Source organism: Burkholderia cepacia ATCC 25416 (assembly GCF_001411495.1).
Classification (GTDB): Bacteria; Pseudomonadota; Gammaproteobacteria; order Burkholderiales; family Burkholderiaceae; genus Burkholderia; species Burkholderia cepacia.
The window spans coordinates 1,845,422-1,858,062 of sequence record NZ_CP012982.1 but is presented as its reverse complement, the minus strand read 5'-3'; the positions used below and the strand labels follow the sequence as shown (position 1 = coordinate 1,858,062).

11 protein-coding genes are annotated in these 12,641 nt (G+C 67.7%); 4 read left to right on the top strand and 7 right to left on the bottom strand.

The features are described from left to right. Positions 1-2 precede the first annotated feature (2 nt). The gene (locus APZ15_RS25660) at positions 3-1,088 is read left to right on the top strand and encodes an ATP-binding protein (RefSeq protein ID WP_027790061.1); all 1,086 of its coding nucleotides are present in this window, start codon (positions 3-5) and stop codon (positions 1,086-1,088) included. Between the two features lie 34 nt (positions 1,089-1,122). On the opposite strand, the gene APZ15_RS25655 is transcribed toward APZ15_RS25660, so the two are convergent. Further along, the gene (locus APZ15_RS25655) at positions 1,123-1,815 is read right to left on the bottom strand and encodes a hypothetical protein (protein WP_027790062.1); all 693 of its coding nucleotides are present in this window, start codon (positions 1,813-1,815) and stop codon (positions 1,123-1,125) included. A 210-nt stretch (positions 1,816-2,025) separates the two neighbouring features. On the opposite strand from APZ15_RS25655, the gene APZ15_RS25650 reads away from it, so the two are divergent. After that, complete coding sequence (locus tag APZ15_RS25650) at positions 2,026-3,048, top strand: MerR family transcriptional regulator (protein ID WP_027790063.1); 1,023 nt, start codon at positions 2,026-2,028, stop codon at positions 3,046-3,048. 7 nt (positions 3,049-3,055) lie between these two features. Here the strand turns inward: APZ15_RS25650 and APZ15_RS25645 are convergent, their stop codons facing one another. The 3 genes from APZ15_RS25645 to APZ15_RS25635 all read right to left on the bottom strand — a co-directional run bounded on the left by APZ15_RS25645 (position 3,056) and on the right by APZ15_RS25635 (position 5,973). Beyond that, positions 3,056-3,871 carry an alpha/beta hydrolase gene (locus APZ15_RS25645; protein WP_027790064.1) on the bottom strand — a complete coding sequence of 272 codons (816 nt, stop codon included), beginning with the start codon at positions 3,869-3,871 and terminating at the stop codon, positions 3,056-3,058. Positions 3,872-3,884: 13 nt separating this feature from the next. Next, a complete protein-coding gene (locus tag APZ15_RS25640; protein ID WP_027790065.1) occupies positions 3,885-5,177 on the bottom strand; it encodes an MASE1 domain-containing protein in 1,293 nt (430 codons plus the stop codon). A 295-nt stretch (positions 5,178-5,472) separates the two neighbouring features. Continuing rightward, a complete protein-coding gene (locus APZ15_RS25635; protein ID WP_027790066.1) occupies positions 5,473-5,973 on the bottom strand; it encodes a lipocalin-like domain-containing protein in 501 nt (166 codons plus the stop codon). A 162-nt stretch (positions 5,974-6,135) separates the two neighbouring features. Between APZ15_RS25635 and APZ15_RS25630 the strand changes: the two genes are divergently transcribed. Further along, entirely contained in the window at positions 6,136-7,041 is a 906-nt protein-coding gene (locus tag APZ15_RS25630; RefSeq protein ID WP_034195988.1) for a LysR substrate-binding domain-containing protein, read from the top strand. 130 nt (positions 7,042-7,171) lie between these two features. Continuing rightward, on the top strand, positions 7,172-7,609 hold the full coding sequence (locus tag APZ15_RS25625) for a GNAT family N-acetyltransferase (RefSeq protein WP_027790067.1): 438 nt from the start codon (positions 7,172-7,174) through the stop codon (positions 7,607-7,609). A 25-nt stretch (positions 7,610-7,634) separates the two neighbouring features. On the opposite strand, the gene APZ15_RS25620 is transcribed toward APZ15_RS25625, so the two are convergent. From APZ15_RS25620 to APZ15_RS25610, 3 genes are all read right to left on the bottom strand, one after another. Then, a complete protein-coding gene (locus APZ15_RS25620) occupies positions 7,635-8,474 on the bottom strand; it encodes a peptidylprolyl isomerase (RefSeq protein WP_027790068.1) in 840 nt (279 codons plus the stop codon). Between the two features lie 341 nt (positions 8,475-8,815). Continuing rightward, positions 8,816-10,750: an SMP-30/gluconolactonase/LRE family protein gene (locus tag APZ15_RS25615; RefSeq protein ID WP_027790069.1), complete on the bottom strand. Its 1,935-nt coding sequence runs from the start codon at positions 10,748-10,750 to the stop codon at positions 8,816-8,818. A 542-nt stretch (positions 10,751-11,292) separates the two neighbouring features. Beyond that, positions 11,293-12,597 carry a dicarboxylate/amino acid:cation symporter gene (locus tag APZ15_RS25610; protein WP_027790070.1) on the bottom strand — a complete coding sequence of 435 codons (1,305 nt, stop codon included), beginning with the start codon at positions 12,595-12,597 and terminating at the stop codon, positions 11,293-11,295. Positions 12,598-12,641 lie beyond the last annotated feature (44 nt).

Genomic DNA, 12,641 nt, shown 5'->3' with positions numbered 1-12,641 from the left:
GCATGAAGCTCGACGGCCTGAGCCGGCAGATCGCGCTGACCATGGCAGGCATGGTGTTCGGCGTGACCGTGCTGATAGTGCTCACCGCCACCGTCTTCTACTACATCGCGTTCAATTACTGGTCCGCGCATTTCAACACGAAGAACCTGCTGCCGACCGGGCCGGAATGGGCCTGGCTGATCGCGACCACGGCGGTCGGCCTCGCGCTGTCGGTCGCGGTCGCGGTCAATCTCGCGCGACGCATCCTCGTGCCGCTCAATTCGGTCACCGAAAGCATTCGCCGCGTCGCGCGCGGCGATCTCGACGCACGCGCCGTCGCGGGCGACCGTTCGCTGCACGAAGCCGCGCTGCTCGCCGACAACTTCAACGCGCTCGCCAGCGAACTGCAGCGCGTGACCAACGAGCAGGCGCTCTGGAACGCGGCGATCGCGCACGAGCTGCGCACGCCCGTCACGGTGCTGCGCGGGCGCCTGCAGGGGCTCGCCGAAGGCGTGTTCACCCCCGACGAAGCGCAGTTCCGCAGCCTGCTCGGGCAGGTCGAAGGGCTGACGCGGCTGATCGAGGATCTGCGCGTGGTCAGCCTCGCGGACAGCGGCCACCTGAGCATCGAGATCCGCGACACCGATCTCGCGGCGGATGCGCGTGCGGTGGTCGACATGTTCGAGCCGGCGCTGCGGGCCGCCGGCCAGCATCCGGTGCTCGATCTCGACACGCGGCGCATGCGTTGCGACCCGGTGCGCATCCGCCAGGCGCTGCTGGCGCTGCTGGAAAACGCGCGCCGCCATGCGGTGCCCGGCGCGATCCGCATCCAGACGCGCATCGAACAAGGGATGTGCCGGTTGCGCGTCGGGGACGACGGCCCCGGCATCCCGGCCGATTTCGCGCCGCACGTGTTCAAGGCCTTCCGGCGCGCCGACGACACGCAGCCGGGCGGCAGCGGCCTCGGGCTCGCCGTCGTCGCGGCGATCGCCCATGCGCATCATGGCGAAGCTGTCTGCATGCCGAGCCGCACGGGCGGCACGCTGTTCGAAGTGCAGTGGCCCGACAACCTCACGCCGGCGCCGGAACACGAGCGCTTTCCGGCCTGAGGCATCGCCTTTACGGCCGACCTGGCGCCCGCCTTTACCGCGCCACGTGCGGTTCGCGCCCGACCTGTTCGAGCGGCGGGTTGAACCCGAGCACCGTGTACTCCAGCACGGACACCGTCCCTTTCCCGGCCGCGCCCTGCACGACGACCGCGCGCACCGCGCCGGCCCGGTCGAATTTCAGGCGGGTGCCGACGGTCGCGTTGCGCAGCGCCTCCAGTTCCTCGATCCGAGCGATCGCCAGCTTGCGCACCGCGCCGGACACGTACACCGGCAGGAACACCAGCGCGATGAAGATCGACACGGCGTCCTTCGATACGCTGTCCAGCACCGGCTGACCCGACATCACGAGCGACAGCGACGTCGCGGCGACGAAGATCGCGAGCACGGTCGCGCCCACGCCGAGCGACGAGAACCGCTCGGCCGCCTTCTTCATGCGTGCCTTCACGAGCGCGCGTGTGGTCGCGGACGGCACCAGCCATTCGCGCTGCGCGCCATGGTATCCGGCGAAGCCGAGGAACAGCGTCGCGACCGCGCTGATGCCGATGCTGGTGTATAGCGCATCGAAGATCATGCAGATGAATTCGAGCACGAACACGATCACCGGCGGCCACAGCAGCAGCCGGAACGAATAGCCGTCGCGGCCATGCCCGCGAATCCACCATTTCACCGGCGCAAGCTGCCAGAAGCGGCGCTCCTGGTGGAGCGAAAGTTCTTCGTTGTCGGTCAATTTCCCACCTGTCGGATCCTGCGCCGTGTCGGCGCCGGCCGTGAATCGGCACGGCCGCAGCCGCATTCTCCCAGATGCGCGGCGCGGCGAGAAAGGAGCCGCCGCCGCGCCGACACATTGTGTGTATCGCACATGCCCGCTCGCTTGACCCGGCCCTTGGGATCGCCTTTATGCTGGGCGCAACGAATCGACAGCAAGGAGAGGTGACGGATGAGCACGTCCACGCCCCGTTTGAACGCGTCGGCCGCCGCCGCGCGGCTCGGCGTCTCGATCAAGGCGTTGCGGCTGTACGAGCGGCACGGCCTCGTCACGCCGGAACGCACGCCGGCCGGGTACCGTGCGTACGGCCCGGACGATCTCGCCCGCGCGGCCGACATCGTCGCGCTGCGCGCGCTCGGCCTCAGTCTCGCGCAGGTGGCAAGCGTGCTCGACGGCGACGCGCGCAGCCTCGACGACGCACTGGCCGCTCACGAAGCGGCGCTGGACCACGGCATTCAGGATCTCGTGCGCAAGGTCGATCGCGTACGCGCAATCCGCGCCGGCCTCGCGCGCGGCCGGATGCCGGCCGACGGCGAACTGACCCGGCTCGTCGACGACAGCCGCGCCGGCGTGGCATTCAGCCTGCCGTGGCCGTGGGGCGGCGAGTGGTTCGAGTGTCGCGACATCCGGCCGCTGAACTACATCATCGGCCCGCTCGGCAGCGGCAAGACGCGGCTGGCGCTCCGGCTCGCCGACGCGCTGCCCGGCGCCGCGTTCGTCGGCCTCGACCGGCTAGAGAACGACGGTGCGGCGGCACGCGACATGCTGCGCACCGATCCTGCATTGAAGTCGCGCGTCGACCGTGCATCGGCAGCGCTCGCCGCCCGAGGCGCGACGCCGTCGGCGGCGCTGACCGCGCTGCTCGTCGCCCTCGAAGCCGAAGGCCCGCGCACACGGGTCGTCGACATGATCGAACAGGATCTCGATCGCCCCACGCAACAGGCACTGATTGCCCGTCTGCGCGAACAGGCCGCCGCCGGGATGCGGCCGCTGTTCCTGCTGACGCGTTCGTCGGCGATCCTCGACCTGTCGGCGGTCGGCCCGCATGAAGCGATCATCCTGTGCCCGGCCAATCACAGTCCGCCTTCGCGCGTGGCGCCTTACCCCGGCTCACCCGGCTACGAAGCGGTTGCCACGTGTCTTGCGTCGCCCGAGATCCGGGCGCGGATCGCGCATCCTCCGGAAGCGGCGTAAGCCCTCGTCACGGCGCCATCCGCCCCATCCTGCGCGCCATCGCCGGGCTGACCGCATGCACCGGATCGAACCCGAAGAATTCGAGCACGTGGCGCGCGACGTCGTCGCGATCGTTGTCCGCGCAGATCATGTGGTAGCTGTTCTCCAGCACGATCCCGCGCGCGTCGGGCATCTTCGCGAGCAGGAAATCCGCCGAGCGCAGGCTCGTCAGCTCGTCCTCGCGCGCATGCAGCACGAGCGTCGCGCACGGCGTGCCGGCTGCCGCCTCGAGCGCCCAGTCGCGCATCCGGTCGACCTGGCGCACGCACGCGAGCGGCACCCACGCATAGTGGAAACTGTCCTCGCGCTCGAACTTCTTCTTCACGATCGCGCGGATCGTCGCGTTCTTGATGCCGAACGGATCGCCTTCCTCGACGCGCATCCGCTCCGCGACACCCGGCACGCGATACAGCACATGCCGCAACGCCCGGTACCACGGCGTCGACCAACCGTCGATGAACATCGGCGTGGCCAGCAGCGCGAGCCGGCCGCGCGCATGCTGCACGCGATGGCACAGCAGCAGCGCGACCAGCGCGCCCATGCACATGCCCGCGACATGCACGGTGTCGTACTCGTTCTCCAGCGCGCGATACTGCTCGGTCACCGCGTCGAGCCATGCCTCCGCGCGCACGCCGACCAGATCCTCGGGGCGCGTGCCGTGCCCCGGCAGCGTGATCATGTGCGTATCGCCGCCCGCGCGCCGCACCGCCTTGTGCAGCGAACCGAGATCGTATTGCGTGCCGCCGAGCCCGTGGATCAGCAGGACGCCCGTGCGCCCCGTCATGACGCGTCCCCGCTCATTCGTCCGCCGGCCACACGCGCTCGAGCTGCCAGACGCCGGCCACCACCGTCACGTCGACATTCGAGTCGAGCAACGGTGCGCCGTGATCGGTGATTGTCTGCGTGCCGCCGTCGCGCTGCACGATACGCAGCGACAGCGACGCACGATCCTCGCCGGCGATCTCCGCGTTCCAGTAGTCGCTCAACGCATCGCGGTCGCCCGGCTGCACACGTTCGAGCACGAGCGACACGCTCGCGATCTGCGCCGCGTCGACGCCGACACCGAACACGCGCTCGACGTCGCCGCTCCACTCGATCCGCCCCGATTCCGGATCGAGCACATACGCGATCTGGCCGGCGCTCGCGAGCGCGAGCTCCATGTTGTTCTGCAGGACCGCCGCATGCTCGTGCACGCGCTCGCGCGTCGTCTTCAGCGTGCTCACCGTCAGCACCAGCAGCGACGCGACCGCCAGGTAAAGCTGCGCCTCGAGCAGCGAACTGCCGTAGTGCTCATGGAACGACGCGAACGGGCCGTCGCCCTGCGCGGTCTGCTCGATCACGATCAGCGCGAGCACCAGCACCGACGACGAACCCGCGCGGCCGCCGAGCAGCAGCGTCACCGCGACGGTCAGGAACAGCGGGATATACGTCAGCGCAAAGCCGGCGCCCGTGCCGAATTTCTTCGACGTGTCGCCGTCGAAGATCACGAGTGCGCCGATCACGAGCAGCGCGAACGCGACGATGCCGAGTACCAGGTCGAAGCGCTCGTGGTCGCCCGAGCGGTGCGCGCGAAAGCGCGACCATGACGCGAGCACCGGCGTGACCAGCAGCACGCCGACGAAATCGGACGCGGCCCACACCGACCACACGTCGAGGAACGGCGCGCCCTTGACCGCCGTGTACCACGCCGCGCCGCCGATCGCGCCGATCACGCCCGCGATCAGGCCGGCGAGGATCACCGAGCGCAGGAAATACAGCCCTTCGAGCGAGAACCGCACGCGCTGGACGAGCCACACCGCGAGCGCGGCGGCGCCGACCTCGTCGACCGTGAACAGCACCGCGTTGACCAGACTGCCGTGTTCGATGCCGGTCAGCGCGAGTTGCCCGGCCAGGAACGCGCCGGCCAGCGTCAGCCATTCGCGCATCGGCCGCAGCATGAACGCGCCGACCGTCACGCCGGCCGGCAGCCAGATATAGCCCGTCAGCCGGACGGGGCCGTTGAACTCGTGCGAGATATAGCCGGTCGCGAGATACAGCGCCGCCCAGAGCAGCGCGGCGACGAGGCCCGGCCGCGATCGTTTGGTGTCCATCGAGAATCCCTGTGTGCTGCGCCGTGCAGGCAGACGCACCGCCGCGTCGGAAGCGGCGGCGCCTGCGGCCGGCAGGTGCGCGATGTGCGAATGATATGCGGACAGGGCTGACGGAGGAATACCGGTGGGGGAGGCACGAGAAGCCGCGGCCTCTGATCCGGCTCGCCGGGCCGGTCGCTGCGGCTTGCGCGGGCCGGCGGAAACGGCGTGTGGCGCCGGCTACGCGGCGCGTGCCGGAACGGCCGCGATCACGGCCTCACGGCCGCATGCGTCACGTATCGAACGGCCTCCCGGTTCAATCCTTTCGCCGCCACACCGAGATCGGAATGTCGCCGTTGGCACGCGGCGGAACGCGGTAGCTCAGCTCGCCGTCCTTCAATTGATAGGTTCGCGTCTGCGTTTGCCCGGCCCAGTTCGGGTACGACGCATTGCTGATGTGAAACGCCAGCGTGTGGTTCGCGGGATCGACGCTCAGCGTGCCGTAGTGGGTACTCGAACCGAGCACGGCGTCACGGAATTCCTCCGGCGTGCCGGTCGCCTTGTCGTTCGACGCGAAGCGCGGGCGTTCCGACTTGAAGATCTGCAGCGAGTAGTTCCCGTGCGCGTCGATCAGCAGCAGGCCCGTCGGATCGGCACCGTAGTCGCGGCCGATCGTGCCGTCGGGATGTTGTACGTCCGCCGCGACCAGCGTCCACGTCCCCGCGAGCGACGGCGCGGCCGATGCGTCACCGGGAATCATCGACGCGGCCAGCAGCATGCCGGGAAAGCCTTGGCGGAATATCGAGCCGATTTTCATTCAATGTCCTTGTCGGAAAGAAGGGAAGCAACCTCACGGACATCCGCAGCCGCGTATCGCGCGCATCCCCGTGAACCGAAACGACCGGTTCACTCGATGGTAGCGACGGGAATCTGCAATAAATACGATAATTCGAAATCGACCTATAAGAAAAACCGAATCATGACGCTTCCGAATCTCGACATGGATGCGCTGCGCACGCTGATTGCCGCGGATCGGCTCGGCAGCCTCAACCGCGCCGCCGACCGGATCGGCCGCTCGCAGTCGGCGGTCAGCCAGCAGATGCGCAAGCTCGAAACGCAGATCGGCCAGCCGCTGTTTCGCCGCCAGGGGCGCGGCCTCGTGCCGACCGAAGCCGGCGAGCTGATGCTGTCCTATGCGCGCCGCATCCTCGAACTGAACGACGAGGCGGTCGGCGCGATCCGCGGCGCGGCGATCGACGGGGCCGTGCGATTCGGGCTGCCCGGCGATTTCGCCGAAGCGTGGCTGCCCGTCGCGCTCGGCCGGTTCAAGCGCACGCATCCGGGCGTGCGCGTCGACATCGTCGTCGACGGCAACGGCGCGTTGCTCGACCGGCTCGATGGCGGCGAACTCGACATCGTGCTCGCGATGGGGCGCGGGCATCGCGCCGACGCCGAACACCTGGTCACGCTGCCGATGGCGTGGATCGGGCCGCAAGGCATCGACGTGCGTCCGCGTGCCGGCGCACCGCTCGATCTTGCGCTGTACAAGCCGCCGTGCCTGTTCCGCAAGGCGGGTACCGACGCGCTCGACAAGGCCGGCATCCCGTGGCGGCTCGCCTACACGACCGGCAGCCTGCAAAGCCTGTGGGCCGGCGTCGCCGGCGGCCTGGGCATTACATCGAGAACGATGGCGGGTGTGCCGCCGGCGCTGCGGCAGCTCGGCGAGCGCGACGGCCTGCCGCCGCTGCCGTCCGTCGACGTGTGCCTCCATGCGGGCGGAGGCGATGCGCCTTCGGCGCTCGTGAGCCTGAAGCGCGTCGTGATCGACACGCTGATCGCCAATCTCGCCGATGTGCACCCGCACTCGGGCCGGCGCGCAGGATGATCGGCCACGCATGCGCGCCGGGCTCGGCGTTGCGCCCTTTGACCGGCTTCCCGCCATCGCGGATGATGCGCTGCGGGGTTCGACCTTTCCGTCGGCGCTCCCGTCCCGAACGAACGTACGAGTCCGCACGATGACACACGCAATCCGCCTGCGCCCGGCATGCGCCGCCGACCTGCCGTTCCTGCTGACCCTGCGTCGGCTCACGATGACCGTGCACCTGCAGCGCGTCGGCGCGCCAACCGACGACGAAGCGCACGACCGGCGCATTCGCGCGAACTTCGACGATGCGATGATCGTCTGCGACGCCGACGACGCAATCGGCTTGCTGAAGGTGACACGCGCCGCCGACGAGTGGCACGTTCACCAGATCCAGATCCTCCCCGATCACCAGGGCCGGGGCATCGGCGAAGCCGTGCTGAACGCATTGCTGGCCGACGCGGCGCGCGCGCACGTGCCGGTATCGCTCAGCGTGCTGCACGGCAACCCGGCGCGGCGGCTCTACGAACGGCTCGGCTTTCGCGTCGCGTCGGCAACCGACACGAGCGCGAGCATGATCTGGCGCGCGTGACGCCCGGCGTTTCGACGTCGCCGCGTTACTGCGTGATCTTCGCGTCCTTCAGCAGGTTGCCGATCATCTGCGCGCTCGCCTTCTCCACGGCGGCCGCCTGCAATTGCTGCTGCAGCGCCGGCTTCGCGGTCGCGAAACCCGGCACCTGCGTCGGCCGCTTCGCATCCAGCTTCACGATCGCCCGCACGCCGTCGACCGGGATCGAATCCTTCGTCGCGGCGCCGACCGTCAGTTTCTCGAGCGCCTGCGCGACCGGCAGCGGCAAGCCGGACGTCTTGCCTTCCGCCGCCGGCGTGTGGAAGCTCACCCACGGCAACTCGCCGCCGCTGTCGCGGCTCGGCGCGATGCTGTACTGGCGCGCCAGCCCGTCGAAAGACTTGCCCGCCTTCAGCTCGCTCAGCACCGTCGCGGCCGTCACCGGATCCTGGACGATGATCAGGCGCGGCTTGTACTCGTTCTTGCCGAGCGAGGCCACGAGCTCGTCGTAGCGCGCCTTGACCTGCTCGTCGGTCACCGGCTCGGGCTTCACGTTGTCGCGCAGGTAAAGCTGCACTTCAGCATTCGCCTTCGCCTGCTGCACCGCCGCCTTGACCTCGGGCTTGTCGGCGTAGTTCGCCTTCTCGGCGGCCTGCTGGACCAGCACGCGCGTAATCAGCTGATTCTTGATCGCCTGGCGGACCTGCGGCGAGTCGGGTTGCCCGGACGCGCGCAGCAACGTGTCGACGTCGGCCTGCGTGATCGGCGTGCCGTTGACCGTCGCAACGGTCGCGGCGGCCGCCGGCGTCTCTGCGTGGACTGGGCCGCTCATCGCGCCGGCCAGTGCGGCGATCAGAAACAGGCGGTTCGGTGTCGTTTTCATCTTCATTGTTTCGTCACTTCGGCATAAAAAACGCGGCATGGGGCATGCCGCGCGAGTTCACCGGCGCTGCAATGCGCCGGCGCAACCCGTCAGTCGATCCGGTTCATCGTCGTGGGCACGCGCAGTGCCTGCCGGTGCCGCTGTCATTGTGCCCGGAACCGCTTTTCCGCGTCGTGAGGTTTGGAACGGCCGCCCGGCGGGCGGTGAGGCGCGCGTTGCGCACGCCGCTCATTACGAACGCGTGATGTGGAAATTGCGTGGATACGCGGTGGAAATCCGGCGAAATCGCGACGAATACGATGAGGCGTTCGCGAGCCCGGCCGCCGGTCGAGGCGGCCCCGCGTTGATCAAGGCGTCCACCGGTACACGGTGATGCTGTTGCCTTTCACGTTGTTCTTCATCACCACGTACTCGCCGTTCGAGCGGCGGTATGCGCGAATGCTGTACATCGCATCGATCGCGCTGCTGGTATCCACGGTCGCGGGGCTCGCGTTGACCAGCGTCGTGTCGAGATTGCCGGTCGTCAGGTTGAACGCGTCGACGTTCGGCCACAGCGGCCCGCTGCTGCTGAACCAGTAGCCGACGAACAGATGGTTGCCCACCGCGTCGATCGATTTCGCGCCGCTGTGCGGCAGCGTGATCACCGGGTCCGGCTTCGTCGTATTGCCCGCGCTCCAGCCGTGATACACCTCGATGCGCGTGCCGATCGACGTCCAGTCGTTGGTCCCGATCGCGCCTTGCGCGAGCACCATCGTGTCGCTGTCCGCGAGATAGACGATGCGCGTGAGCGGCTGGATGCTGTCGGGCACGCGGGTCGCGACACCCGGCCCCCACGACGGCTTGCCGCTCGCGTCGAAGCCGGTCAGCGGATAGTGGGTAATCGCGCCGGTCTTGTCGAGACCAGCCCACACGCCGCCCTTGCTGTCGACGCTGAAGCCGCCCGTCACGCGCCGCGTCGTGTTGAACGCGGGGCCCGGGATCGAGCCGTCCGGAATCGCGACATAGCCGTTCGCCGCGTTGAAGTGGAAGAAGTAGAAGACCGGCGGGTTCTGGCCGGCCGCGACGAGAATCCGGTTCGCGCCCACCGACGTGAGCAGACCGAAATGCTCGTCGCGCTGCGTGTCGTTCATGTCAATGCGCGGATCGGCCGGGTACGTGAACGGATCGACCGTGTTCGCGATGAACCTGCCGCCCGCGCTGCCGCCGTACACGTGCGTGCCGCCGTAGAACAGCGCACCGTCCGTGACCGGGTCCGGCGCGGCGATGCCTTCGAAGTTCAGCGACTGCAGCGTCCACCGCAGGTTGCCGGTGCTGCTGTAAGCATGAATGTCGGTTGCGCCGTTGCGGCCGAGATCCCAGCTGCCGCCCCAGGGATTGTTGAGCACGTAGAGATTGCCGCCGGTGTCCTTGCCGATCCCGACGATGCGCGTGAAGCGCTGCGCACCGACCTGCCCCTTGATGCCCGTCGTCGTGTCGAGATAGCCCCCGCGCACGCCGAAGGTGCCGGCCAGCGCGGGCCGGCCCGACACCGTATAGCGCTTGATGTTCTGGTCCGGGCCTTCGTCGCCCACCAGCAGCTGCCCGGCCGCCGCATCGAAATACAGCGCCGACGGCTGCGACCCGGACGGCATCCGGATCGTGTTCAGCAGCGCACCGGCCGGGCTGAAGCCGACGATCGAGCCTGCGCGCTTCTGCGCCACCCACACGTTGCCCGCTGCGTCCAGCGCGAGCGCGCCCGGCTCCGATACGCCGATATCCCGCTGCCACACGCCGTCGGTGGTGAACACGCGCACGCGATTGCCGTAGAAGTCGCTCGCATAAAGCAGCGAGCCGGCCGTCGCGAGCCCGGTGACGACGTCGATGCGCGGCTGGTTGGTGGCCGCGCTGACCTGGATTACGCGGTCGCGATACTTCGTCGCGCGGTTGTAGCGCCCCACCGCGCCGCTGCCGTATGTCTTGCCGGGCTGCAGCGCGACGAACAGCGACGTCGCGTTGCCCGTGATCGCGCTGCCCTGGAACTCCGAATGCGTGCCGATCGAGCCGACGCTCTTGCCGTTCTGGTAAATCGCGACACCGCCTTCGTCCTCGTCCCACATCGACGCCGTATAGATCACGCCTTCAGGCGCGACCCACATCGCACGCGCGACGTTGCCGACGTGGGCCGCGAGCGTGCCGTACGTGTTCGCCAGCCAGTCGGTGGTGTTGCGTGCGTGAACGGGCGGGGTAATCGCGGCGATCGCCGCGGCGAGCAGCGCGGCCTGAAACCGTTGTCTGGCGACCATGACGGATGCACTCCTGAATGGTGCGAACACTCATATGAAGGGCCGGCCGGATGGCTTGAAAGCCGCAATACGTCAATTCTTCCGCTGAAGCATCCGGCGCAGTCGGTATTACGTACGGCATGCGTTCGATCATGCGCAGCGCGAGAATAGCGTTATATAAATCGAAAAAAATTGCGGATCGCGCGCGTCATTGCGCTTTTCGCGGGAACGGCTTCGACGGCATCGCCCGTGGCGCCCCCGCGCGCCGACGGCAAGCGTGACTGCGCGACAGTGAATGGTCACTTGCGCGTCGAATCGGGGATCGGGAAATTCAGGCTCGTGCCTGCGGGAATATCGCCGCCGGTTCAGCGACGATCGATTGAAACGGCGAGTGCCTGTTTCGGAGAATCGGGAAAAAAGCCACGGCATTCAATGCGGATTCATTGCACCCGACAAATCGCCGGCCTGAATCCATTGCGAATCCAGGCCGGCGATCGTCCGTTGCCGCGGGGCAGGCAACGCGCCACTAACGCCGCACTGCTGCACTGCCGCACTGCCACGCATCAAGCCGATGCCGAGGTCTCCGGCACCTTCACCTTCATGACGCGTCCGTTGTCCGGATCGTTGTCGTCGCGCGGGGCGTCGAGCTGCCCCTCCCACTTCGCGACCACGGCAGCCGCGATCGAGTTGCCGACGGCGTTGGTGGCCGAGCGCCCCATGTCGAGGAACATGTCGACGCCCATGATCAGCAGCAACCCGGCTTCGGGCATGTTGAACTGGTTGAGCGTCGCCGCGATCACGACCAGCGACGCGCGCGGCACGCCCGCCATCCCCTTCGACGTGACCATCAGCATCAGCAGCATCGTGATCTGCGTGCCCAGCGGCAGATGGATGCCGTACACCTGCGCGATGAACAGCACCGCGAACGTGCAGTACATCATCGAGCCGTCGAGGTTGAACGAATAGCCGATCGGCAGCACGAAGCTCGAGATCTTGCGGTTCACGCCGAAGCGGTCGAGCGCATCCAGCAGCTTCGGATAGGCGGCCTCGGAACTCGCCGTCGCGAACGACAGCAGGAACGGCTCGCGGATCAGCCGGATCAGCGTGAACGCGCGCTTGCCGAGGAACGTCACGCCGGCGAGCGTCAGCACGCCCCACAGCAGCGCCAGTGCCAGGTAGAAGCTCGCCATGAACTTCGCGAACGTGAGCAGGATGCCGAGCCCCTGGGTGGTGATCGTCGACGCCAGCGCCGCGAACACCGCGACCGGCGCGAACCACATCACGGCGCCCGTGACCTTCAGCATCACCTGCGCGAGATCGTCGATCACGCCGGTCAGGCGCTTGCCCGATTCGCCGAGCGCCGACAGCGCGGTGCCGAAGAAGATCGAGAAGATGACGATCTGCAGGATTTCGTTGTTCGCCATCGCTTCCGCGATCGACTTCGGCACCAGGTGGACCACGAAATCCTTCAGCGTGAAGGCGCCCGTCTTCAGGTTGAGGGCTGCATCGGATGCCGGCAGCGGCAGGCTCAGGTGGCTGCCCGGTTGCAGGATCGTTGCGGTCAGCAGGCCGAGCAGCAACGACGTAAACGAAGCGATGAAGAACCAGCCGAACGCCTTGACGCCGACGCGGCCTACCGCGCTGCCGTCGCCCATCTGCGCGATGCCGACGGTCAGCGTCGCAAATACCAGCGGCGCGATGATCATCTTGATCAGGCGCAGGAACACGTCGGACAGCAACGACACGTACCCGGCGACTTCCTTCGCCATGGCCGGGTCGGGAAATGCGCTATGGCAGGCGTAACCCACGGCGATACCAAGAATCATCGCGACAACGATGTACTTGGTGATGTTGTGCTTCTTCTTCATTAGCAATCCAAATCACAAAGCGTATGTTGCTAACGGCTGGCTAA

Coding starts and splice junctions, on each gene's coding strand:
- APZ15_RS25660 (WP_027790061.1), top strand. CDS start 3: ATGAAGCTCGACGGCCTGAGCCGGCAGATCGCGCTGACCATGGCAGGC.
- APZ15_RS25650 (WP_027790063.1), top strand. CDS start 2,026: ATGAGCACGTCCACGCCCCGTTTGAACGCGTCGGCCGCCGCCGCGCGG.
- APZ15_RS25645 (WP_027790064.1), bottom strand. CDS start 3,871: ATGACGGGGCGCACGGGCGTCCTGCTGATCCACGGGCTCGGCGGCACG.
- APZ15_RS25640 (WP_027790065.1), bottom strand. CDS start 5,177: ATGGACACCAAACGATCGCGGCCGGGCCTCGTCGCCGCGCTGCTCTGG.
- APZ15_RS25635 (WP_027790066.1), bottom strand. CDS start 5,973: ATGAAAATCGGCTCGATATTCCGCCAAGGCTTTCCCGGCATGCTGCTG.
- APZ15_RS25630 (WP_034195988.1), top strand. CDS start 6,136: ATGACGCTTCCGAATCTCGACATGGATGCGCTGCGCACGCTGATTGCC.
- APZ15_RS25625 (WP_027790067.1), top strand. CDS start 7,172: ATGACACACGCAATCCGCCTGCGCCCGGCATGCGCCGCCGACCTGCCG.
- APZ15_RS25620 (WP_027790068.1), bottom strand. CDS start 8,474: ATGAAGATGAAAACGACACCGAACCGCCTGTTTCTGATCGCCGCACTG.
- APZ15_RS25615 (WP_027790069.1), bottom strand. CDS start 10,750: ATGGTCGCCAGACAACGGTTTCAGGCCGCGCTGCTCGCCGCGGCGATC.
- APZ15_RS25610 (WP_027790070.1), bottom strand. CDS start 12,597: ATGAAGAAGAAGCACAACATCACCAAGTACATCGTTGTCGCGATGATT.